The 21,548-nt window shown below is 65.9% G+C and carries 21 protein-coding genes; 12 read left to right on the top strand and 9 right to left on the bottom strand.

Annotated features, from left to right (window positions below; all coding sequences use genetic code 11):
• The 3 genes from DIE03_RS39125 to phaR all read left to right on the top strand — a co-directional run.
• A partial coding sequence (locus tag DIE03_RS39125; RefSeq protein WP_133118128.1) for a hypothetical protein occupies positions 1 to 105 on the top strand: 105 nt, incomplete at its 5' end.
• Between the two features lie 121 nt (positions 106 to 226).
• Positions 227 to 967, top strand: a complete 741-nt coding sequence (locus tag DIE03_RS37495; protein WP_014896930.1) for a 3-ketoacyl-ACP reductase — start codon at positions 227 to 229, stop codon at positions 965 to 967.
• A 118-nt stretch (positions 968 to 1,085) separates the two neighbouring features.
• A complete protein-coding gene (gene phaR, locus DIE03_RS37490; RefSeq protein ID WP_006485265.1) occupies positions 1,086 to 1,652 on the top strand; it encodes a polyhydroxyalkanoate synthesis repressor PhaR in 567 nt (188 codons plus the stop codon).
• Between the two features lie 238 nt (positions 1,653 to 1,890).
• Here phaR and DIE03_RS37485 read toward each other — a convergent pair whose 3' ends face one another.
• The 4 genes from DIE03_RS37485 to DIE03_RS37470 all read right to left on the bottom strand — a co-directional run bounded on the left by DIE03_RS37485 (position 1,891) and on the right by DIE03_RS37470 (position 6,241).
• Complete coding sequence (locus DIE03_RS37485; RefSeq protein WP_124457077.1) at positions 1,891 to 2,166, bottom strand: hypothetical protein; 276 nt, start codon at positions 2,164 to 2,166, stop codon at positions 1,891 to 1,893.
• 947 nt (positions 2,167 to 3,113) lie between these two features.
• Positions 3,114 to 3,368, bottom strand: coding sequence for a hypothetical protein (locus DIE03_RS37480; RefSeq protein ID WP_124457076.1), 255 nt, complete (start codon positions 3,366 to 3,368; stop codon positions 3,114 to 3,116).
• 228 nt (positions 3,369 to 3,596) lie between these two features.
• Entirely contained in the window at positions 3,597 to 4,943 is a 1,347-nt protein-coding gene (locus DIE03_RS37475) for a pitrilysin family protein (RefSeq protein ID WP_124457075.1), read from the bottom strand.
• On the bottom strand, positions 4,940 to 6,241 hold the full coding sequence (locus DIE03_RS37470; RefSeq protein WP_260435021.1) for a pitrilysin family protein: 1,302 nt from the start codon (positions 6,239 to 6,241) through the stop codon (positions 4,940 to 4,942). Before DIE03_RS37470 ends, DIE03_RS37475 begins: the two co-directional genes overlap by 4 nt.
• A gap of 350 nt (positions 6,242 to 6,591) precedes the next feature.
• On the opposite strand from DIE03_RS37470, the gene rimO reads away from it, so the two are divergent.
• From rimO to DIE03_RS37450, 4 genes are all read left to right on the top strand, one after another.
• Positions 6,592 to 7,953 (top strand): 30S ribosomal protein S12 methylthiotransferase RimO, encoded by a 1,362-nt coding sequence (rimO, locus tag DIE03_RS37465; RefSeq protein WP_124457073.1) that lies wholly within the window; start codon positions 6,592 to 6,594, stop codon positions 7,951 to 7,953.
• A gap of 3 nt (positions 7,954 to 7,956) precedes the next feature.
• Positions 7,957 to 8,883, top strand: a complete 927-nt coding sequence (locus DIE03_RS37460) for a sugar kinase (RefSeq protein WP_124457072.1) — start codon at positions 7,957 to 7,959, stop codon at positions 8,881 to 8,883.
• 87 nt (positions 8,884 to 8,970) lie between these two features.
• Positions 8,971 to 9,513, top strand: a complete 543-nt coding sequence (locus DIE03_RS37455) for a hypothetical protein (protein WP_124457071.1) — start codon at positions 8,971 to 8,973, stop codon at positions 9,511 to 9,513.
• A 113-nt stretch (positions 9,514 to 9,626) separates the two neighbouring features.
• Complete coding sequence (locus tag DIE03_RS37450) at positions 9,627 to 10,808, top strand: cystathionine beta-lyase (protein WP_124457070.1); 1,182 nt, start codon at positions 9,627 to 9,629, stop codon at positions 10,806 to 10,808.
• Between the two features lie 86 nt (positions 10,809 to 10,894).
• Here the strand turns inward: DIE03_RS37450 and serB are convergent, their stop codons facing one another.
• Both serB and DIE03_RS37440 read right to left on the bottom strand, forming a co-directional pair.
• Complete coding sequence (serB, locus tag DIE03_RS37445) at positions 10,895 to 11,740, bottom strand: phosphoserine phosphatase SerB (RefSeq protein WP_124457069.1); 846 nt, start codon at positions 11,738 to 11,740, stop codon at positions 10,895 to 10,897.
• Positions 11,741 to 11,906: 166 nt separating this feature from the next.
• Positions 11,907 to 12,848, bottom strand: a complete 942-nt coding sequence (locus DIE03_RS37440; protein ID WP_124457068.1) for a LysR family transcriptional regulator — start codon at positions 12,846 to 12,848, stop codon at positions 11,907 to 11,909.
• Positions 12,849 to 12,974: 126 nt separating this feature from the next.
• Here DIE03_RS37440 and DIE03_RS37435 point away from each other — a divergent pair, with 126 nt between their 5' ends.
• The 3 genes from DIE03_RS37435 (at position 12,975) to DIE03_RS37425 (ending at position 15,389) form a co-directional block, all read left to right on the top strand.
• Entirely contained in the window at positions 12,975 to 13,991 is a 1,017-nt protein-coding gene (locus DIE03_RS37435) for a zinc-binding alcohol dehydrogenase family protein (protein ID WP_124457067.1), read from the top strand.
• Between the two features lie 157 nt (positions 13,992 to 14,148).
• Entirely contained in the window at positions 14,149 to 14,700 is a 552-nt protein-coding gene (locus tag DIE03_RS37430) for a DUF6013 family protein (protein ID WP_124457066.1), read from the top strand.
• 215 nt (positions 14,701 to 14,915) lie between these two features.
• Positions 14,916 to 15,389, top strand: coding sequence for a PliI family lysozyme inhibitor of I-type lysozyme (locus DIE03_RS37425; protein WP_124457065.1), 474 nt, complete (start codon positions 14,916 to 14,918; stop codon positions 15,387 to 15,389).
• 40 nt (positions 15,390 to 15,429) lie between these two features.
• Here DIE03_RS37425 and DIE03_RS37420 read toward each other — a convergent pair whose 3' ends face one another.
• Entirely contained in the window at positions 15,430 to 16,233 is an 804-nt protein-coding gene (locus DIE03_RS37420) for an ABC transporter permease (protein ID WP_124457064.1), read from the bottom strand.
• A complete protein-coding gene (locus DIE03_RS37415; RefSeq protein ID WP_124457063.1) occupies positions 16,230 to 16,931 on the bottom strand; it encodes an ATP-binding cassette domain-containing protein in 702 nt (233 codons plus the stop codon). Before DIE03_RS37415 ends, DIE03_RS37420 begins: the two co-directional genes overlap by 4 nt.
• Positions 16,932 to 17,083: 152 nt before the next feature.
• On the opposite strand from DIE03_RS37415, the gene DIE03_RS37410 reads away from it, so the two are divergent.
• Entirely contained in the window at positions 17,084 to 19,375 is a 2,292-nt protein-coding gene (locus tag DIE03_RS37410; RefSeq protein WP_124457062.1) for an AsmA family protein, read from the top strand.
• Positions 19,376 to 19,381: 6 nt separating this feature from the next.
• Here DIE03_RS37410 and DIE03_RS37405 read toward each other — a convergent pair whose 3' ends face one another.
• Positions 19,382 to 19,834 carry a lipocalin-like domain-containing protein gene (locus DIE03_RS37405; protein ID WP_124457061.1) on the bottom strand — a complete coding sequence of 151 codons (453 nt, stop codon included), beginning with the start codon at positions 19,832 to 19,834 and terminating at the stop codon, positions 19,382 to 19,384.
• A gap of 169 nt (positions 19,835 to 20,003) precedes the next feature.
• On the opposite strand from DIE03_RS37405, the gene DIE03_RS37400 reads away from it, so the two are divergent.
• On the top strand, positions 20,004 to 21,548 hold a 1,545-nt coding region (locus tag DIE03_RS37400), incomplete at its 3' end, for an ABC-F family ATPase (RefSeq protein WP_124457060.1).

The raw sequence follows: 21,548 nt of genomic DNA, 5'->3' as shown, positions 1-21,548 counted from the left end.
GTGACGCTGCTGCACGAGATGGTCAAGCGCGATGCGAAGCGCGGGCTGGCGTCGCTGTGCATCGGCGGCGGGATGGGCGTCGCGCTCGCGGTCGAGCGTCCGTAACCGGCCGTTCGTTACCGTCGAACCGAATCCGGGGCACCGGCCGATTGCGGCTTCGGCCGGCGCCACGTGAAGTCAGAGGGGGCCTCGGCAGCTCTCGAAACCAAAATATGGAGTGAGATTCATGTCTCAGCGAATTGCGTACGTAACGGGCGGGATGGGCGGCATCGGCACCAGCATCTGCCAGCGTCTGTTGAAGGACGGCTTCAAGGTCGTCGCGGGTTGCGGCCCGAACTCGCCGCGCCGCGTGAAATGGCTCGAGGACCAGAAGGCGCTCGGGTACGATTTCATCGCGTCGGAAGGCAACGTCGGCGACTGGGACTCGACCAAGGAAGCATTCGACAAGGTCAAGGCCGAAGTCGGCGAGATCGACGTGCTGGTCAACAACGCGGGCATCACGCGCGACGTCGTGTTCCGCAAGATGACGCATGAAGACTGGACGGCCGTGATCGACACCAACCTGACGAGCCTGTTCAACGTGACGAAGCAGGTGATCGACGGCATGGTCGAGCGCGGCTGGGGTCGCATCATCAACATTTCGTCGGTGAACGGCCAGAAAGGGCAATTCGGCCAGACCAACTACTCGACCGCGAAGGCCGGCATCCACGGCTTCACGATGTCGCTCGCACAGGAAGTCGCGACGAAGGGCGTGACGGTCAACACCGTGTCGCCGGGCTACATCGGCACCGACATGGTGAAGGCGATCCGCCCCGACGTGCTCGAGAAGATCGTCGCGACGATCCCGGTGCGGCGTCTTGGCGGGCCGGAGGAAATCGGTTCGATCGTCGCGTGGCTCGCGTCGAACGATTCCGGCTTCGCGACGGGCGCCGACTTCTCGCTGAACGGCGGCCTGCACATGGGCTGACGCCCGGGCTGCGCGGGCCGGGTGGCCGCGCAGCCGGGTATGTTCCGAAGGCCCCCGCCTCCCGGATTCGGGCGGCGGGGATTCGTCACTTGCGCAACGCTGCACTGAAAGGCGTTACATGACTACTACAAAGAAGACGGCCGAACGGCTCATCAAGAAGTACCCGAACCGCCGGCTCTACGATACCGAGACAAGCACGTACATCACGCTCACCGATGTGAAGCAGCTCGTGCTGGAGCAGGAGGATTTCAAGGTCGTCGATGCGAAATCCAACGAAGACCTGACGCGCAGCATCCTCCTGCAGATCATCCTCGAGGAGGAAAGCGGCGGCGTGCCGATGTTCTCGTCGTCGATGCTGTCGCAGATCATCCGTTTTTACGGTCATGCGATGCAGGGCATGATGGGCACGTACCTGGAAAAGAACATCCAGGCGTTCATCGACATCCAGAACAAGCTCGCCGATCAGTCGAAGAACCTCTACGAAGGTAACGCGATGAATCCGGAAGTCTGGTCGCAGTTCATGAACATGCAGGCGCCGATGATGCAAGGGATGATGACCAGCTACATCGAGCAGTCGAAGAACATGTTCGTGCAGATGCAGGAGCAGATGCAGAACCAGGCGAAGTCGATGTTCAGCACGTTCCCGTTCAAGCAGCCGGGTGCGTCGGAGCCGGAAAAGAAGTAAGCGGCGAGCCGGCGTGGACGCGCAAAGTGTCGCGCCAGCATCGTTCGGGATGGCAACGAGGCGCGTCGCGGAACGATTGACCGCGCGGTGGTATTGCCCGCGAGTACATGCGTGTTGTCGTGCCGTAGTACATCAGTGCAGATTAAAACGCACAAGGCCGACCGGCAAAGCCCGGTCGGCCGAATATCAGATAAAGCGCTGATTGTAAAAGATACCGATGGCCGAATTTTCGGCCGGCTTATCGAACCGCGAAGCGGCCTGCCGCCGATCCGTTCGCGCAGTTGTTTCCGTAAATGAAGAGATTTCTATTTTCGGAAAATGCCGAATAGATGATCGGAAAAACTTCCTTTGCGCTGAACGAGTAAATGCCGTCGTTGATGGATACGAGCAGATTGCCGCTCGTATCGGTTTCGATCTTGTCGATCTTGCCTGCCTTGCAAAGCGATTCCGCGGACGCGTACGAGGATGTAGCAAGCATCATGGCCGAAACGAGGGTGGCCGCGAGTTTTCTCATGGTCTTTCCTTGGTGAATGAGTGGATTGCTTGGGTTGTGATGCAGGTAATGCACGGTTCAGTATTGGCTGACCGAATAGGTGCCGATGTCTGATCGCCGTGAAATATATCCGAGATTAATCGGGTGTTGAATGAGGGTGGCGGATTTGGAAATGGTTTTTGTGAATTGTTGAGTGTTTCAAACTATTCTTGTGAATTGTGTGTTTTGATGTAAAAAGAGATGGGGTAATTGGGTGGTTGCGTAAAAATAAATTTATTTATGATTCTGGTTCTGGTTCTGGTTCTGGTTGTGGTTTGGTTTGTGAGTTCTTTGATTTATTTCTCTGTTTTTATTTGCTCGGCCGGATTTTTGAACAATCACCGGTGAAATGCACAAGACCATCGACGAGTGTGTCGCCGTGCCGGCCGATCGGGCGGGCAAAGGGCTGATCGCGCTGGCGCGAGCCAAGCGCCAGTGCTCGCGAAATGTACGGGCGACCCGTTGGCGGGCTTCGATGCGAGCCGCGATCTCGTTCAGGGCGATGCGCGAGGCGCACACGTTTCGTAGGCGTGGTTCGGCGCGCTACGCGTGCGGCATCGTGCGCGTGTCTGCAGCCAGGGCGAGGATTGGGCCGCCGGTGCGGTTTGTCAGTACCGAGCGGTGACTGCGATCGATGGCGGGAAGATTCGCTCGATGGCGTTCTGTGAGGCGCTGGCGCAGGCTGCGATAACGATGGGCGCGCAGGCTGCGTGGGTGCGTGCAGCGACGGCCGATAACGACAGTCACGCGCCTGCGCCGAGAACCGGCCGGCCGCAACTCCATACGGAGCAGTAGCTGATCGGCTATGGCAACGGTGCGGTCTGGTTCAACCGGTGCCCGACGGCAGCGACGTATCCGGAGTGAGCGCCGGATCGAGTGTGGGCCTGCTTCGGCAGACTTTTTGCGAGTTCGTCACGGGATTGGATGCGTCACGACGCCGGATCGAATTCGTGTTCGCCATCTGACGGCGGGAGGTCGAGCACGAGCTTGACGGCGCTGTAGTTCGCCTTGAGCGAAAACACGCGGCCGATCACGAGGAACGTCTGCCGCGAATTCTCGAGTTCGACGAAATCGCCGGGCTGCGGTACGTGCGCACCCTGGTCGTAGGAAAAGCTCGTGCTGGTTTGCTCACCGATGGCTTCTGCTGCGTGTTCGGTGAATTCGATCGTGATGTGGGTGGTCATGCGAGTCCCGTCATGGGTCAAGTGAAGCGGTTGGAGGTTCCGATTCTCGCATAATGGCGGCTCGCGCCCGGGGCGATTGTCGTGCGATGGTGGTTGCGGATCGTGCTTGCCCGCCGGGCTCCGGCTCACTCGATCACGCACGCGTCGAGGGTTTCCCGCGAGCGCGGCAGCGCCATGGCAGCGGCCCGGCCGAAGCCGGGCTGGGCGCGGAACGAAGCGAGGCGGCGGTTATTTCTCTGCAAACGTGCCTGCTTCCACCAATGTCATCTTGCCAGGGTCCAGGTACGTGCGGATGGCGGTGTTGACCTGCTCGACGGTCAACGCGCGGACGCGCTCGGGATAGGTGTCCAGGTCACTCAGCGGGCGGTCCTGGAGCACCGTCTGCGCGATCATGGCGGCCATCTGCCCGGTGGTTTCCATCGCGACTTGATGGCGGCCGATCATGCCGTCCTTGCGAGCATCCAGTTCTGTTTGGGTAACGCCCTGTTTCCACCAGGCATCCAGAATCCGGCGCGTGCTGGCGACGCCCTTGTCCAGCAGGGGCGGGGCGAAGCTGCTGGTGACGATGAATGCGCCGTCCATCAGGGAGAGCCCGGACAGGCCGGCACGGATGCCGTAGGTCAGGCCTTCCTTGTCGCGGACCCCTGCCATCAGCCGGCCGGTGAAGCCGTTGCCCAGGATGTTGACTGCCGCGCTGAGGGGCAGATAGTCGGCATCGCTGGCGCGCAGGTCGATGGCCTGACCCAGCATCACGCTGACGGATTCCTTGTCCCCCATGGCGATGCGCTGCGTGTCGGGCCGGCTTGCCTTGCGTGGCGGGCCCTGTCGCACGAGTGCCCGGCCCCCGCTCCAGCCCGCGAAGGCGTCGGTCACCATGGACTGCAGGCGGCGAGGGTCCGCGCCGCCGACCACGACCAGCGTCATGTGTGCGGGCCCGTAATAGGCTTGATGAAAGGCCTTGATGTCGTCCAGCGTGGCAGCGGCGATCGCTTCGAGCATCCGTTCGCGCGGCACCGGTGCGTTGAGGTGGGCATCGGGGTAAATGGACCGATTCAGCGCCTCGGTGGCCCGAACCGACGGGTTTTCTCCGGCGTTACGGACCGCGGCCTCCAGCCGGCTCTTGGCCTTGGCCAACTCCTCCGGCTTGAAGGCCGGCAAGCGCAACTGCTCGGCCATCAGGTCGATCAGCGTCGGCAAATCCTTGGTCAGGCTTTGGCCGTGTATGGCGACATAGCCGCCGTCGGACTGGAACGACAACTGGGCGCCCAGGCTTTCCAGCAGCGCGGAGATCGCCACCTTGTCGCGACGGGTGCTGCCCTCCTGCAGCAACATGCCCGTCAGCAACGGCACGGCGGGATTGGCCGCCTTGCTGGCCGTGTCGGCATCGCCCAGGGGCATCACCCCGGTAACGGACACCATTTCGTGCGGCGACATCGAATAGGTCAACAGCGTGATGCTGCCGGCCTGCGAGCGCACGACGCGGTCGGCGATGCCTGCCTGGGCCGCAACAGGCAGGCATAGCACGGCGAACCACATGAACCACGTCCGCAGATGGTTGAAACGAACCTGTTTCATGAAGATTTCTCCGGGACGAACCAGCCGGTGGTGCTCTGGTTTTCAACGAGGTATTTGCGGGCTACGCGCTGCACATCGGCGGGCGTCACCTTTTCCAGTTCTTCGAGCTCGGTGACGAACAATGTCCAGTCGCCCAGCGCGACCGCGTTGCCCAATCGGGCAGACGTCGAGCGGACGCCGTCACGCTGGTAGACCTGATCGGCCCGGTAAGGGCCCAGCACCCGCTGGATATCCTCGCGAGTGAGGCCCTCGGTCTTGATCCGCTCCAGTTCGGACCAGGCGATTTTCTCGGCCTGCTCGTGTTTCGCGCCGGGCGACAGGCTGACCGTCACGACGAACGGACCGGGATCGCGCAGCGCATGAAAGCCGGCGCCGGCCTGCGTGGCAACCGTGGTGTCGACCAGTGCGCGATACAGCCGGCTGCTCTTGCCCTGGCTCAATACCAGGCCCAGCACGGTCAACGCAGCCGCATCGGGGTCGAGCGCGCGCGGCCCCTTGAAGGCGATGATCAGATTGCCCGTTGCGCCCACGCGTTTGAGCACCAGCCTTCGCGGCCCCTGCTGCGGTGGCTCTTCGGTCGTGACAGCGGGAATGGCCTTGGGCGCGCGCGGGATGCCGCCGTAATACTGCCTGACCCATCCCAACGCCTGGTCCGGCCGGAAATCGCCGACCAGGATGACGGTGGCGTTGTCCGGCCAGTAGAAGGTGTCGTAGAAACGGCGCAGCTTGTCCACGCTCGCATGCTCGATGTCGCTGCGCCAGCCGATGGTGGGATGGTGGTAGGGGTGTGCCTGGTAAGCCGTGGCCATGACCTGCTGGAACAAGGCGGTGAAAGGACTGTTCTCGCCTCGCTCGTACTCGTTGCGCACCACCGTCATCTCGCTGGCCAGGTCTTCCGGGCGCAGCAGGAGGTTGCGCATGCGGTCGGCCTCGATCGCGATGTAGCCTTCCAGCGCATCGCGCCCGAGCGTGCCGAAGTAGTTGGTGCGGTCCATCGAGGTGGTGGCGTTGAAGTTCGCGCCCACGCGCTCCATGTAGCTGTTCAGTGAATTGCCGAGCGCCTTGTTGTAGTGCCGGCTGCCCTTGAACATCAGGTGCTCGAGCAGGTGAGTGTCGCCGGTCGTGCCGGCGGCTTCGTTGCGTGAACCCACCTGGTACAACACCTGGAAACTGACCACCGTCGCAGCGGGATCGGGCACGGCAAGCACGGTAAGGCCGTTGGCATCCAGACGGTATTCGTCGATGCCGCCCAGGGAGCGCACGTGGGTAAAGCCCGGTACCTCGACGGGTTGGGCCATCGCCGTGCCTGCAATCAACGGGCACAGCGAGAGCCAGGTGCATATCAAACGTCGTACTGACATGTAGCGTCCTTTTTTGTAGGCAGGATGAACGCGGAAGATCGGGCGTCGGCTCGGCGGTCAGTCGACTGCGATGCGTCGAGCGCGGCGAACGTGAAGTCTTTCATATTTTCCGATGAATGTTGACCGATGACGCGTTGCGGGGACATTGATGCCGTGATGCGCTCCCGCCCGGCGGCGCGTCGCGCATCCGATTCGACGGTCGATGCCGCCGCCGATCGCCGGTTTTGCCTCGCCACCCCTAAATGGCTGTAAACTCACGCTTTTGCCGCCACGCCCCCACATTCCAGATGTCCCAATCCCCCAAAGTAGGGTTCGTATCCCTCGGGTGCCCCAAGGCGCTCGTCGATTCCGAACAAATCATCACGCAGCTGCGCGCCGAAGGTTATGAAATCTCCGGCACCTATGACGGCGCCGACCTCGTCGTCGTGAACACCTGCGGCTTCATCGACGAAGCCGTGCAGGAAAGCCTCGACGCGATCGGCGAAGCGCTGACCGAGAACGGCAAGGTGATCGTCACCGGCTGCCTCGGCGCGAAGTCGAGCGCCAGCGGCTCGAACCTGATCGAGGAAGTCCACCCGAAGGTGCTCGCCGTCACCGGCCCGCACGCGGTGGGCGAAGTGATGCAGGCCGTGCATTCGCACCTGCCGAAGCCGCACGACCCGTTCACCGATCTCGTGCCGGCAGCCGGCATCAAGCTCACGCCGCGTCACTACGCCTACCTGAAGATTTCCGAAGGCTGCAACCACCGTTGCACGTTCTGCATCATCCCGTCGATGCGCGGCGACCTCGTGTCGCGCCCGGTCGCCGAAGTGATGCTCGAGGCCGAGAACCTGTTCAAGTCGGGCGTGAAGGAACTGCTCGTGATCTCGCAGGACACGAGCGCGTACGGCGTCGACGTGAAGTACCGCACGGGCTTCTGGAACGGCAAGCCGATCAAGACGCGCATGACCGACCTCGTCGCGGCGCTCGGCGAACTCGCCGCACAGTACGGCGCGTGGGTGCGCCTGCACTACGTGTACCCGTACCCGAGCGTCGACGAAGTGATTCCGCTGATGGCCGAAGGTCCGTTCAAGGGCCATGTGCTGCCGTACCTCGACGTGCCGTTCCAGCACGCACACCCCGAAGTGCTGAAGCGCATGAAGCGTCCGGCGAACGCCGAGAAGGTGCTCGAGCGCGTGCAGAAGTGGCGCGAGATCTGCCCGGACCTGACGATCCGCAGCACGTTCATCGCGGGCTTCCCCGGCGAGACGGAAGAGCAGTTCGAAACGCTGCTCGACTTCATCCGCGAGGCGGAACTCGATCGCGTCGGCTGCTTCGCGTATTCGCCGGTCGAAGGCGCGACCGCGAACGAACTCGACGGCGCGCTGCCGGACGACGTCCGCGAGGCACGCCGTGCGCGCTTCATGGAAGTCGCCGAGGAAGTATCGGCGAACCGCATCCAGCGCAAGGTCGGCAAGACGCTCAAGGTGCTGATCGACGAGGTCAGCGAAGAAGGCGGCATCGGCCGTACGGCGGCCGATGCGCCGGAGATCGACGGTGTCGTCTATGTCGAACCGGCGACGAAGGCATCGAAGCGCTACAAGGTCGGCGATTTCGTGTCCGTGAAGATCACGGGCGCCGACGGCCACGATCTGTGGGGCGAGGTGTAAGCGATGGCCGCCGCATTTCCGGAGATTCTCGCGCTCGGCGAGGCGATGATCGAATTCAACCAGTCGCAGCCGGGTCGTCCTGAATTCCTGCAGGGCTTCGGCGGCGACACGTCGAACTTCTGCATTGCGGCGGCGCGCCAGGGTGCGTCGACGGGGTTCGTATCGGCGATCGGCGACGATCCGTTCGGCCGGCTGCTGGCCGACATGTGGCACGCGGAAAACGTCGACACGACGTACGTGCGGATCGACCGCACGGCGCCGACCGGCGTGTATTTCGTCACGCACGGCGCCGACGGCCACCAGTTCGACTATCTGCGCGCGGGCTCCGCGGCGAGCCGCTATGCGGCGGGCGACCTGCCGCTCGATGCGCTCGCGGCCGCGAAGGCCGTGCACCTGTCGGGCATCAGCCTCGCGATCAGCACGGCTGCGTGCGACGCTGCGTTCACGGCGATCGACCATGCGCGTCGCCACGGCGCGAAGGTCAGCTTCGACACGAACCTGCGCCTGAAGCTGTGGCCGCTGCCGCGCGCTCGCGCGGTGATGCGCGAAGCGCTGCGCCAGACGGACATCTGCCTGCCGAGCTGGGACGATGTCACGGCACTGACGGGCGCGAACGATCGCGACGCGATCGTCGATGCGATGCTCGAACACGGGCCGCAGGTCGTCGCGCTGAAACTCGGCAAGGAAGGCGCGTATGTCGCGACGCCGAACGAGCGACGCGTCGTGCCGGGCTTCACGGTCGAGGCCGTCGATGCGACGGGCGCGGGCGATTGCTTCGGCGGCGCGTTCGTCGCGCGGATCGTCGCGGGCGACGATCCGTTCGCGGCCGCGCGTTATGCAAATGCGGCGGCGGCGCTGTCGACGACGGGCTACGGCGCGGTCGCACCGATCCCGCAGCGCGACGCGGTGGAGCGCCTGATGCAGGGCTGACGTGCCCCTGCGCGCTGGCCAGGCCCGCACGACGAGCCGGGCATCGTCACGATTTTCGAGCGAATCTGAAGCAAGGAGCAACACAAGGTGGGTCGATATTCGGAATGGCAACGGGCGCTCGTCGTCGCAGGTGCGCTGGCAGCGGCCCTTGCGATGCCGCGCGTGGTCGCGGCGCAGGCCGCCGCGCCGGGCGTGCAGCAGGATGAACCGGCACCGGCGCGGCCGCTGAAGCCGAATCCCGAGTTCGCCCGCCTGCCGCGCTACGAAGGCACGCTCGGCGACCGGCCGATCGTCGTGCATCTCGGCCCGAAGACGGACGAGGAAGGCGTGCACGGCGAGTACCAGTTCGCCGATACGGGCGAGGTCGTGCTGCTCGCGGGCGATCGCGACGGCGATACGCTCGAGATCGAGGAATCGAACGACGGCACGAACATCACGGGCGTGTGGATCGGTCGCTTCGACACGACGGGCGATCTGAAGGCCGACCGGATGAACTCGGACGAGTCGGATCCGCAGCCGGTCGTGCTGCGCCTGGCGCCGGGCAAGCGTGCGGCGCTGCAGGTGCGCGACGGCCGCGTGCAGGAAATCGAGACGGTGGGCGGCATCGTCAACCTGCGCACCGACGACTGAGCGCGTGCTGGCTCGGTGCGCGCGGCGCGCATTGTACCGGGCCAGCGGCGCCGATTTTGGCTAATCTAGCGACATATTCCGCAACCGAACGGCCTCGTGCCCGGCTTCCCGACATGACTGCATCCAATCCCAAGCGCGCGCTGCAAACCCGCATCGTTCAACCCGACGACGTCATTCCGGAAGGCTTCCGGTCGTTCGTGCCGCCGGTTGCGCGCGCGTCGACGGTCGTGTTCCCCGATCTCGCGACGATGCGCGCGCTCGTCTGGCACAACGACAACCAGTGGCGCTACGGGCTGCACGCGACGCCGACGTCGCTTGCGCTCGCGCAGCGGCTCGCCGAGATCGAGGGCGGCGCGCATGCGCTGCTGCAGCCGTCGGGCCTCGCGGCGATCATGAACGTGTACTTCGGGATCGTGAAAGCGGGCGACGACGTGCTGATTCCGCACAACGTGTACGGGCCGAACGCCGATTTCGGCAACTGGCTCGCGAAGGATTTCGGCATCACCGTGCGCTTCTACGATCCGCTGGTCGGTGCCGGCATCGCCGACCTGATCCAGCCGAATACGCGGCTGATCTGGATCGAGGCGCCGGGCTCGGTGACGATGGAAGTGCCCGACGTGCAGGCGATCACCGCCGCCGCGAAGGCGCGCGGCATCGTCACCGCGATCGACAACACGTTCTCGGCCGGGCTCGCGTTCAAGCCGTTCGAGCACGGCGTCGACATCTCGGTGCAGGCACTGACCAAGTACCAGTCGGGCGGCAGTGACGTGCTGATGGGCGCGACGATCACCGCGAACGCGGAACTGCACGCGCAACTGAAGCTGGCGCGGATGCGCTGCGGGATCGGCGTATCCGTCGACGATTGCTCGCTCGTGCTGCGCAGCCTGCCGAGCATGCAGGTGCGTTTCGATGCGCACAGCAAGAGCGCGCTGGCGCTCGCGCAATGGCTGAAGGCACGGCCGGAGATCGCGGCGGTGCTGCATCCGCAGATCGCCGACTGCCCGGGGCACGCGTCGTTCATGCGCGATTTCACGGGCGCGGGCGGACTGTTCTCGGTGGTGTTCGACGAACGCTACAGCGCGGGGCAGATCGACCGCTTCGTCGAATCGCTCGACCTGTTCGCGATCGGCTGGAGCTGGGGCGGCGCATGCAGCCTCGCGATGCCGTACGACGTCGCGTCGATGCGCCCGGACTGGCCGCATCGCGGCACGCTGGTGCGTTTCTACGTCGGTCTGGAGGACGAAGCCGACCTGTGCGCGGACATCGAACGTGCGATGCAGGACGTACTCGGCTGATCGCAGACCGCAAAGGTCGCGGGGAAAAACAAACGCCGGCGCGATGCAACATCGCGCCGGCGTTTTTCATGGGCGGTGCGGCGGGATCAGAACAGCCGCAGCAGCCCGTCGAGACCGACGTGATCGAACGCGACCGTCGCCGCGTCGCGCACGACGGGCTTCGCGTGGAACGCGACCGACAGCCCGGCTTCGGCCATCATCTTCAGGTCGTTCGACCCGTCGCCCATCGCGATCGCGCGGCTCGGCGCGAGGCCGAGCGACGCGCAGGTGTCGCGCAGCAGGCGTGCCTTCACGTCCGCGTTGACGATCTCGCCGAGCACCTTGCCGGTCAGCTTGCCGTCGACGATCTCGAGCGTGTTCGCATAGGCGTAGTCGAGGCCGAGGCGCGCCTTCAGCCGCTCGGTGAAGAACGTGAAGCCGCCCGACACGAGCAGCGTCTTCATGCCGGCAGCCTTCACGCCGGCCAGCATCGTCTCGGCGCCGGGCGACAGTTGCAGCCGTTCCTCGTACACGCGTTCGAGCGCCTGCGCGTCGAGCCCGGCCAGCAGCGCGACGCGACGCGTGAGGCTTTCGTTGAAGTCGCGGATCTCTCCGCGCATCGACGCTTCGGTGATTTCGGCGACCTGCGTTTTCAGCCCGCAGAAATCGGCGATCTCGTCGATGCATTCGATCGTGATCAGCGTCGAATCCATGTCCATCACGGCCAGCCCGAAATCGCCGAGCGCGCGGCCGGCCTCGACGAACGCGAAGTCGAGCGCGTGCGTGCCGCAGTACGCGTCGATGTCGAGGCGCTGCGCCGGATTCGCGTTTTCGATGCGCAGCGCGTGATCGTCGGTCTGCACGATGCGGGTGCCGCGCGACAGCGCGAGCAGCGGTTTGTGATGGGCGTCCGACAGCGGTGCAAGACTCTGGATGACGAGGTTGTGGGTCATGACGAGATGGTTGGGAGACGAATGAAATGCGTGCGCGGCCAACGGGTGGCCGCCTGCGGACGCGGGCCCGTCCGGCGTCGGGCCCTTGCGTGGCGAACGCGTCATTGTAGCCGGTTGGCCGTGCCGGTCGGTCGGGGGCGGATCGAAACCGGGTTCGGTGCAGCGGTTACCGTACGTCCTGGCTGTCCCAGTACGGTGGATCGCCGAAATGCTCGGCGAGGAACGCAATGAACGCGAGCGTTTTCAGCGGCACGTGCGCACGGCTCGGATAGACGGCCCAGATCGCGACTTCGTCCGCGAACGGATAGTCGTCGAGCACCGTGACGAGTGCGCCGCTCGCGAGCAGCGGGCCGACGTCCCAGGTCGACTTGATCGCGATCCCGAAGCCGTCGACGAGCGCTTCGCGGATCGCCTCGCCGTTGCTCGCGACGAGCCGGCCGCCGACCCGTACGGTCAACGGGCCTTGCGGCGTCGCGAACGACCAGTCGCGCTGGTCGCCGAGGATCACGCATTCGTGCTGCGTCAGGTCGGCCGGATGGCGCGGCGTGCCGTGCTCGGCGAGATACGCCGGCGAGCAGCACAGCACGCGGCGGTTGGTCGCGAGCTTGCGCGCGACGAGCGTCGAATCCTTCAGTGCGCCGAGGCGGATCGCGACGTCGTAGCCGTCGTCGACGAGATCGACGATCTCGTCGGACAGCCGCAGGTCGAGCGACACCGACGGGTAGCGGCGCAGGAACGCGGGAATCACCGGCGCGACGTGCTGGCGGCCGAACGACGACGACATCGACACCTTCAGCCGCCCGTACGGCTCGGTGCGGCCATGGCCGACCGACGCGCGTGCGGCGTCGGCGGCCGACAGCAGCGCGTCGGCGCGCGCCATGAAGATCTCGCCGTCCTGCGTGAGGCTGATGCGGCGCGTGGTGCGGTGCAGCAGCCGCGCGCCGAGCTGGCGTTCGAGCTGCGCGATGCGTGCGCTGGCGACCGCGGCCGACACGCCGAATTCGCGCCCGGCCGCCGTGACGTTCGCGAGCAGCGCCGCGCGCACGAACAGTGCGACGTCGAGCAAATCGAGCGGCTTGTCGGGCACCGGAATCGGATCGAGCGTCATTATTCTGAAATTCCTGAAAATGTTTCAGGAAATATAGCGGTTTTCTAGAAGGATCGGGTTGCCTACGATGGCACGCATGGAGGTTGCGCCGCAGCCTGCCGAATTCCCTTGAAAAGGAGTATCAAGATGAAAGCCGTTGGACTGACCCGCTATCTGCCGATCGACGACCCGCAAGCCTTGCTCGACGTGGAGTTGCCGCAGCCCGTGCCGGGCCCGCGCGACCTGCTCGTGAAGGTCGAGGCGATTTCCGTGAACCCGGTGGATACCAAGGTGCGCGCGCCGAAGCCGCAGGTCGAGGAGACGCCGCGCGTGCTCGGCTGGGACGCGGCCGGCACGGTGGTCGCGGTCGGCGCCGACGTGACGCTGTTCCGCCCCGGTGACGAAGTGTTCTACGCGGGCAGCATCACGCGGCCCGGCGCGAACAGCGAATTCCACACGGTCGACGAACGGATCGCCGCGCTGAAGCCGCGCACGCTCGACTTCGCCGCGTCGGCCGCGCTGCCGCTCACCGCGCTGACCGCGTGGGAAGCGTTGTTCGACCGGCTGCGCGTGTCGCCGCAGGGAGCGGACGCCGGCAAGTCGGTGCTGATCATCGGCGGCGCGGGCGGCGTGGGATCGATCGCGATCCAGCTTGCGAAGACGCTCGGCAAGCTGCACGTGATCGCGACCGCGTCGCGGCCGGCATCGGCCGACTGGGTGCGCGCGCTCGGCGCGGACGCGGTGGTCGACCATTTCGGCGACCTGCCTGCGCAACTGCGCGAGGCCGGCCATCCGAACGTCGACTACGTGCTGATCTTCAACGACACGGATCGTCATTTCCCTGCCGCCGCGGAAATCATCCGCCCACAGGGCGGCATTTGCACGATCGTCGAGAACGCGAAGCCGGTGCCGGTCGAGCTGCTGAAGGCGAAGAGCGCCGCGTTTCACTGGGAGTTCATGTTCACGCGTGCCATGTTCGAGACGCCGGACATGATCGAGCAGCACCGGATCCTCGGCGAAGTCGCGCGGCTCGTCGACGGCGGCACGCTGCGCACGACGCTCGGCGAACAGCTCGGCACGATCAACGCGGCGAACGTGCGACGCGCGCACCAGCTGCTCGAGGGCGGGCGCGCGATCGGCAAGCTCGTGCTGAGCGGTTTCTGAGCCGGCAGCGCGTAAGGTTGCGACGCCGCGAACGCAAGCGGGGTAACACCCGATGCGTTTGCGGCGCATTGCGTCGCGCTTGGCGGTAGACTGGCAGCGCATCATGCATCGAAAACCGCGCGGCACGCGCGTGCCGCCGCATTACAAGGAGGTCAGCATGAGCCAACGCAGCTTGTCAGTCGCCGCATCGTGGTCGGTCGTGTTCGCGGCGGCGTGCGTCAGCGCGAGCGTATTCGCGGCGCCGCCGGTCAAGGGCAGCCTGAAGGGCGGCGGTACGGGGCAGCTCGAATACACCGTCAAGGTCGACTCGAAGGCCTTCGGCAATACGCAGGAGACCCGCAAGATCCGCTCGGGCGAGACGGACGATTTCAACTGGAAATCGGTGCCGCCGAGCGGCGCGGTCGCGATGCCGGACGGCTGTCCGAACGCCGACAACCTGCCGCGCGACGAGAACGGTGCGATGGTGCGCCAGACCCAGGTGCGGCTCGCGCCGTCGGTCGACGCGAAGGGTGTCGCCAACGTGCAGATGAGTTTCCAGGCGGCCGCACCGAAGGGCACGCGCAGCGTGACGGCCGGCGGCAAGTCGCTGCAGTGCCCGGACGTCGTGTCGGTGAGCCAGGTGAAGTGGGTGTCGATCCCGACCAACGGCGGGTCGAAGTCCGTGACGATGAGCGACGGCACCAAGGTGACGGTGTCGATCAAGCGCTGAGCGGCGCGCGGGCCGGCGTTTCGTCCGGTGCGCGCGCAACGGATTCGGCCGGCCGCGTGAGCGGGGCGGCACGCGCGCGTTGCGCGCTGCCGTTGCGCTGTTTCCCGCCACCTTCTTCGCGGGCCGGTGCCGCTGCCGTGTGTCAGCGGTGCGTGACGTCATGCCGATGTCACGCTATGCTCGCCCGCATCCTTTCCTTCCCGTAACGATTCCCGATGAAACATCGAGTGCGTGTGCTGCTGTCTGCCGTTGCGTTCGTCGCCGCGCATGCACACGCGGCTGACGATTGCAGTTTCGTGAAGAAGGTCGAGCTGCCGTCGCGGCAGCAGGTGGCCGTCGTGTCGAGCGGCGCACTCGAACCGTGCTCGACCGGCAGCTACGCGGTGCGTGTGTATTCGACCGCGCATGCCGCACCGGGCTTCGATACCGACGATTACGTGACGGGCGTGCTGCATGCGCGTGACGGCACGGTCACCGATGCGTTCACGGCCGACCTCGGCGCATGGGCGCCGCAGGCGCTCGTCGTGACCACGCGTTCGGCCGGCAGCGGCGGCTATGTCGGCGCGCAGGCCTATGCGACGACGCCGCGCGCGGTGCGGCTCGTCGCGTCGGTCGACGGGCTCGCGCCGGACGCGGACATCGCAGCCGCGTTGCGGCAGGCGATCGGCAAGCGTCGCGTCGCGCGCTGAGCGCACACCGCGCGAACGCATCGCGCGGTGCCCGCCAGCGTCACTGCGCGCGCTCTTCGAGCCGCGCTGCGAGGAAGCGGTGATCGGCCGAGAACAGCCGGCGATAGGTCATCAGCACCGCGCCGACGGTGCCGAGCGCGGACGCGGCGGCGATCAGGAACATGATCACGATCTGGTAGCGCACGGCCTGCAGCGGCGACTGGCCGGCCAGCACCTGGCCCGTCATCATGCCCGGCAAGCTGACGACGCCGACCACGGCCATCTGGTTCAGCGTCGGCAGCATGCCCGCGCGCACGGCCTGGCGCGCGGCGTCCTGCGCGGCTTCCCAACGCGTGGCGCCGAGCGCGAGTGCCGTTTCGACGCGGTCGCGGCGCGCCGTGAGCTCCTCCATCATCCGCTCGACGCCGAGCGACACGCCCGTGAGCGTATTGCCGAGAATCATCCCGAGGATCGGAATCGCGTACTGCGGTGCGTACCATGGATGGATGCGGATCACGACGAACAGCCCGACCGCCGCGACGAACCAGCTGCTGAACCAGATCGACACGATGCTGTCGATGCGCTGGCCGCGATACGTGCGCTTGCCGCGGCCCGCGCCGGCGAAGCCGGCGATCAGCGTCATCAGCGCGGTGAGCGGCAACACGACGGTCCAGTGCGGATGGCCGAACACCCAGCCGAGCACGTAGCCGATCGCGAGCAGCTGCACGACGGTGCGCACCGCCGCGAGCGCGAGCTTGCGGCCGAGACCGAGCGACAAGGCCGCCGAGATCGCGCCGTTGACGGCGACGAGCGCGGCGGCGATGCCGACGTCGACGAGGCTCAGGTCCTGCAGTGCCGGGCTCATTGCGCAGCCTCCGTCGGGTTGGCCGCGTGCATGACCCCGGCCTGCATCACGAGCCGCATCGTGCCGATCCGCGCGGCCTGGGCCGGATCGTGAGAGATCCACATGTACGCGCGGGCGTTGGGCGCCGCGTCGAACCACGCACCGACGAGCGCCTCGATCGCGCGTGCCGATTCGGGATCGAGCGCGGAGGTCGGCTCGTCGAGCAGCAGCACGTCGGGATCGAGCTGCAGCACGCGCAGCAGTGCCGCGATCTGCGCTTCGCCGCCGGACAGGTCGCTCGCGCGCTTGTCGAGAAAGTCGGGGCCGCGGCCGGCCTGCGCGGCGAGCGCTTCGGCACGCGCGCGATCGAACGACACGTCGCGATAGATCGCGAGCGAATACGGATAGCGCAATTGCGATTCGACGGTGCCGTCCATCTGCGCGGGGCGCTGGCGCACGTACGCGACGCTGCGCCGGTAGCGCGGGATCGCACCGCGCCGGATCCGGTGGCCGTGCCACAGGATGTGGCCGCCGTCGATCGGGTCGAGCAGCGCGAGCGCGCGCAGCAGCACGCTCTTGCTCGACCCCGAGGGGCCGGTGATAGCAATACGCGATCCCGCAGCGAGGCTGAAATCGGTCGGGGCGAGCAGGGTCTTGCCGCTGCTGGCGTCACGCCGGGTAATGCGCTGCGCATCAATGAGGCCGGTGGGGGCTGTCATGTCACAAATGAAAAAAAGCGTTAACAGCGCCGAGAGGTCGCCATGTCGTGCGTCATAATACCGATTGAAAAGCCGCGGGTGTCGTGCGCCGTTCGTCCACGCAAGCGGCCCGGCATGGTGCGGCAACATTTCAGAACAACAACGGAACCGCCATGACGCTAACCCGAGCCATCGGCAAATCGGCTGCATGGGTCGTCGGTATCGTCGCGGTGCTCATCGCGGCAGCCGGCGTCTTTCTCTTCATGTTCGACTGGAACCGCGCGAAGCCGTGGGTCAACGACCAGGTCAGTGCCGCGCTCGGCCGCCCGTTCGCGATCAACGGCGATCTCAAGGTCGGCTGGCGTCGCCCCGACGGCGAGACCGGCTGGCGCGCGTGGGTGCCCTGGCCGAGCTTTTCGGCCACCCAGCTCGAAATCGGCAACCCCGACTGGGCGAAGACGCCCAAGTTCGTCACGCTGGATGCCGCGCACTTCGATCTTGCGATTCTGCCGCTGCTCGCCCATGAAATCGTCATCCCGTCGATCGACGTCGTGAATCCGGCCGTCGACCTCGAGCGGCTGGCCGACGGACGCAACACGTGGACCTTCCAGTTCAAGCAATCGTCGCAGCCGTCGCCGTGGAAGGTGCGGCTCGACAGCTTCGGCTTCGCGAAGGGCACCGTCACGTATCGCGATGCAATCACGAAGGCGGACCTGACCGTCGCGATCGATACGCTCGGCCAGCCGATCCCGCTCGGCGACGTGCTGAAGGAGCAGGAGCAGACGTCGCGTGCGGCGTCCGCGCAGCGTGTCGGCAAGCACGGCGCCGCGCAACTGAGCGCGAAGGCCAATGCGGAAGCCGCGTCGAGTGCCTCCGCCGCGCAGGCGGCGAGTGCAGCGTCGGGCGCGTCGGCTGCGACTTCCGTGGCTTCGGCTGCTTCCGGTTCGTCTGCATCGTCCGCTTCTTCTGCATCGACCGTTGCTGCCGCATCCGGCGCAAGCAGCGCCGCCGCGCCCGCGAAGCCGTCCGGCCCGACCTATGCGTTCGGGCTGAAGGTCGACGGCCGCTACAAGAACGTGCCGATCAACGGGACCGGCAAGCTCGGCGGCGTGCTCGCGATCCAGGACGCGTCGCGGCCGTTTCCGCTACAGGCCGACGTGAAGGCCGGCGACACGCGGCTCGCGATCGTCGGCACGCTGACCGATCCGATGCATCTCGCGGCGATCAACCTGCGCCTGTGGTTGCAGGGCACGTCGATGTCGCACCTGTACCAGCTCACCGGCATCACGCTGCCCGATACGCCGCCTTACGCGACCGAAGGGCGGTTGATCGGCAACTTCAAGCCGCACGCGAGCACGTTCCGCTACGAGAACTTCAACGGCCGCGTCGGCGACAGCGATCTCGGCGGCACGCTCACGTATGCGCAGCGCGAGCCGCGGCCGAAGCTGTCGGGCGAACTCGTGTCGAACCTGCTGCAGTTCTCCGATCTCGCGCCGGTGATCGGCGCCGATACGGCCGCGAGCAAGGCCAGGCGCGGCGACACGACGCGCCAGCCGCCGGACCGCGTGCTGCCGGTCGAAACGTTTCGTACCGACCGCTGGCGTGCGCTCGACGCGGACGTCAAGTTCACGGGCCGCAAGCTGGTCAAGAGTTCGAACCTGCCGATCACGAACCTGTACACGCACATCGTGATGCAGGACGGCGTGCTGTCGCTCGAGCCGCTGCAGTTCGGCGTCGCGGGCGGCACGCTCGCGACGACCGCGCATCTCGACGGCAGCGGCGCGCCGCTGAAAGGCCGCTTCACGGTGGCCGCGCGGCACCTGAAGCTCAAGCAGCTGTTCCCGACGCAGAAGGTCATGCAGTCGGCGCTCGGCGAGATCAACGGCGACGCGTCGCTGTCGGCGACCGGCAACTCGCCGGCCGCGCTCGCCGCGACGTCGAATGGCGAAGTGAAGGCGCTCGTGACGGACGGCCGCATCAGCCGCCTGCTGATGGAAGCGGCGGGGCTGAACGTCGCCAACGTCGTCTACGAGAAGCTGTTCGGCAACAACGACGTGAAGATCAACTGCGCGGCGATCGACTTCGTCGCAACCAACGGGATCCTCGACCCGAAGGTGTTCGCGCTCGATACCGACGATGCGCTGATCAACGTCGACGGCCCGATCAACCTGCGCGACGAATCGCTCGACCTGAAGATCCACCCGCATACGAAGGGTTTCCGGATCTTCTCGCTGCGTTCGCCGCTGTACGCGAAGGGCACGTTCAAGAACCCGAAGGTCGGCGTCGATGCGGGCGCGCTCGCGCTGCGCGCCGGTGCGATGGTCGGGCTCGGGCTGATCAACCCGTTCGCGGCGCTGATTCCGCTGATCGCGCCGAGCAACAACCGCGACGTGCCGTGCTCGGAGTTGTTCGGGCAGATGAAGGCGAAGGCCGCGCAAAGGGCGGCCGCGAAGGCCGGCAAGTGACGGGCGTCAGCGGCCCGCGCGTACCCACAGCAGCAGGACGTCGACCTCCCGGCCGTCGAGCCGGACCGGCGCGACGGGGCCGAGCTGCAGGCGATCGCCGTCGAGCACGGCGACCCGCTGCTGCACGTTGCCGATCCAGTTCGGGAACAGGCTGACGTCCATTTCGTGCGTCAGCGTGCCGTCGTCGTCGACATTAAAGGGGCCGGAATACGCGATATAGCCGTGCGCCGCGGCCGCGCGTTCCTCGACGCTGCCGCCCTGCAGGTCGCCGTCCGCGTAGGGCGGGCGGCCGGCCGCCATCAACTGGGCGGACATGTAGCCGTCGGGCGTATAGAGGATCCAGCCGCGTGCGTCGCGGCCGAGCGGATAGGTGACGGTACCGCCGTCGCGCGGGCGGATTTCGTAGGACACGAGGCGCCATGCGCCGACGAGTTGTTCACGAAGCTGGCTGGCAAGCATGCGGGATTCCGGTAAGACGGCGGTGGAGCGCGTGCCGTCGTGTTGACGGGCCGCCGGACGGCGGGCCAGAGTGCCGGGAATACGCCGCCGGGGCGGTGCGGTCGGCAGTTTCTCCGACACCTGCTAAAATACACGGTTTTCCGTCGATTTCTCTCTTACGGGACCTGCCGTGCTTTCTACTGCCAACATCACGATGCAATTCGGGCCGAAGCCCTTGTTCGAGAATATCTCGGTCAAATTCGGCGAGGGCAACCGCTACGGTCTGATCGGCGCGAACGGCTGTGGCAAGTCGACCTTCATGAAGATCCTCGGCGGCGACCTCGAGCCGAGCGCCGGCAACGTCGCGCTGGAGCCGAACGTCCGCCTCGGCAAGCTGCGCCAGGACCAGTTCGCGTACGAAGACGTGCGCGTGCTCGACGTCGTGATGATGGGCCACACCGAGATGTGGGCCGCCATGACCGAGCGTGACGCGATCTACGCGAACCCGGAAGCCACCGACGACGACTACATGCACGCGGCCGAACTCGAAGGCAAGTTCGCCGAATACGGCGGCTACGACGCCGAAGCGCGCGCGGGCGCGCTGCTGCTGGGCATCGGCATCGAGGAGAAGTTCCACAACGGCACGATGGCCGACGTCGCGCCGGGCTGGAAGCTGCGCGTGCTGCTCGCGCAGGCGCTGTTCTCGAAGCCGGACGTGCTGCTGCTCGACGAACCGACCAACAACCTCGACATCAACTCGATTCGTTGGCTCGAGCAAACGCTCAACGAGTACAACTCGACGATGATCATCATCTCGCACGATCGTCACTTCCTGAACTCGGTGTGCACGCACATGGCCGACATGGACTTCGGCACGCTGAAGGTCTGGCCGGGCAACTACGACGACTACATGCTCGCATCGGCACAGGCGCGCGAGCGCCAGGCTGCAGCGAACACGCGTGCGAAGGAGCGTGTCGCCGAACTGCAGGACTTCGTGCGCCGCTTCTCGGCGAACAAGTCGAAGGCGCGCCAGGCAACGAGCCGTGCGAAGCAGATCGACAAGATCAAGATCGAGGAATTCAAGCCGTCGTCGCGCCAGAACCCGTTCATCCGTTTCGAGTTCGAGAAGAAGCTGCACAACGTCGCCGTGGTCGCCGAGGAAATCACGAAGAAGTACGAGCGCACGATCTTCCAGAACTTCAACCTGTCGGTTCAGCCGGGCGAGCGCATCGCGATCATCGGCGAGAACGGCGCGGGCAAGACGACGCTGCTGCGTTCGCTGCTCGGCGCGCTCACGCTCGAGCACGGTACGGTGAAGTGGTCCGAGAACGCGAATGTCGGCTACATGCCGCAGGACACGTACGAGGAGTTCCCGAACGACATCACGCTGATGGACTGGATCGACCAGTACCGCAAGGACGGCGACGACGAAACGATGGTGCGCGGCACGCTTGGCCGTCTGCTGTTCTCGTCGGACGACATCAAGAAGTCGGTGAAGGTGCTGTCGGGCGGCGAGAAGGGCCGCATGATCTGGGGCAAGCTGATGCTTGGCCGCCACAACGTGCTGCTGATGGACGAGCCGACCAACCACATGGACATGGAATCGATCGAGTCGCTGCAGATCGCGCTCGAGCAGTTCGAAGGCACGCTGATTTTCGTGTCGCACGACCGCGAATTCGTGAGCGGGCTGGCGAACCGGATCATCGAAGTGCGCACGGACGGCACGCTGTTCGAC

It is taken from the genome of Burkholderia sp. Bp8992 (assembly GCF_003853705.1).
Classification (GTDB): Bacteria; Pseudomonadota; Gammaproteobacteria; order Burkholderiales; family Burkholderiaceae; genus Burkholderia.
Note: the sequence above shows the minus strand (reverse complement) of the source record. Positions and strands in the feature narration are given on the sequence as shown.

Excerpts from the sequence above, each read along its gene's own strand:
- serB (WP_124457069.1), bottom strand. The coding sequence starts at position 11,740 with ATGACCCACAACCTCGTCATCCAGAGTCTTGCACCGCTGTCGGACGCC.
- DIE03_RS37430 (WP_124457066.1), top strand. The coding sequence starts at position 14,149 with ATGAGCCAACGCAGCTTGTCAGTCGCCGCATCGTGGTCGGTCGTGTTC.
- DIE03_RS37435 (WP_124457067.1), top strand. The coding sequence starts at position 12,975 with ATGAAAGCCGTTGGACTGACCCGCTATCTGCCGATCGACGACCCGCAA.
- DIE03_RS37425 (WP_124457065.1), top strand. The coding sequence starts at position 14,916 with ATGAAACATCGAGTGCGTGTGCTGCTGTCTGCCGTTGCGTTCGTCGCC.
- rimO (WP_124457073.1), top strand. The coding sequence starts at position 6,592 with ATGTCCCAATCCCCCAAAGTAGGGTTCGTATCCCTCGGGTGCCCCAAG.
- DIE03_RS37475 (WP_124457075.1), bottom strand. The coding sequence starts at position 4,943 with ATGAAACAGGTTCGTTTCAACCATCTGCGGACGTGGTTCATGTGGTTC.
- DIE03_RS37405 (WP_124457061.1), bottom strand. The coding sequence starts at position 19,834 with ATGCTTGCCAGCCAGCTTCGTGAACAACTCGTCGGCGCATGGCGCCTC.
- DIE03_RS37460 (WP_124457072.1), top strand. The coding sequence starts at position 7,957 with ATGGCCGCCGCATTTCCGGAGATTCTCGCGCTCGGCGAGGCGATGATC.
- DIE03_RS37415 (WP_124457063.1), bottom strand. The coding sequence starts at position 16,931 with ATGACAGCCCCCACCGGCCTCATTGATGCGCAGCGCATTACCCGGCGT.
- DIE03_RS37450 (WP_124457070.1), top strand. The coding sequence starts at position 9,627 with ATGACTGCATCCAATCCCAAGCGCGCGCTGCAAACCCGCATCGTTCAA.
- phaR (WP_006485265.1), top strand. The coding sequence starts at position 1,086 with ATGACTACTACAAAGAAGACGGCCGAACGGCTCATCAAGAAGTACCCG.
- DIE03_RS37470 (WP_260435021.1), bottom strand. The coding sequence starts at position 6,241 with ATGGCCCAACCCGTCGAGGTACCGGGCTTTACCCACGTGCGCTCCCTG.
- DIE03_RS37495 (WP_014896930.1), top strand. The coding sequence starts at position 227 with ATGTCTCAGCGAATTGCGTACGTAACGGGCGGGATGGGCGGCATCGGC.
- DIE03_RS37420 (WP_124457064.1), bottom strand. The coding sequence starts at position 16,233 with ATGAGCCCGGCACTGCAGGACCTGAGCCTCGTCGACGTCGGCATCGCC.
- DIE03_RS37480 (WP_124457076.1), bottom strand. The coding sequence starts at position 3,368 with ATGACCACCCACATCACGATCGAATTCACCGAACACGCAGCAGAAGCC.
- DIE03_RS37410 (WP_124457062.1), top strand. The coding sequence starts at position 17,084 with ATGACGCTAACCCGAGCCATCGGCAAATCGGCTGCATGGGTCGTCGGT.
- DIE03_RS37485 (WP_124457077.1), bottom strand. The coding sequence starts at position 2,166 with ATGAGAAAACTCGCGGCCACCCTCGTTTCGGCCATGATGCTTGCTACA.
- DIE03_RS37440 (WP_124457068.1), bottom strand. The coding sequence starts at position 12,848 with ATGACGCTCGATCCGATTCCGGTGCCCGACAAGCCGCTCGATTTGCTC.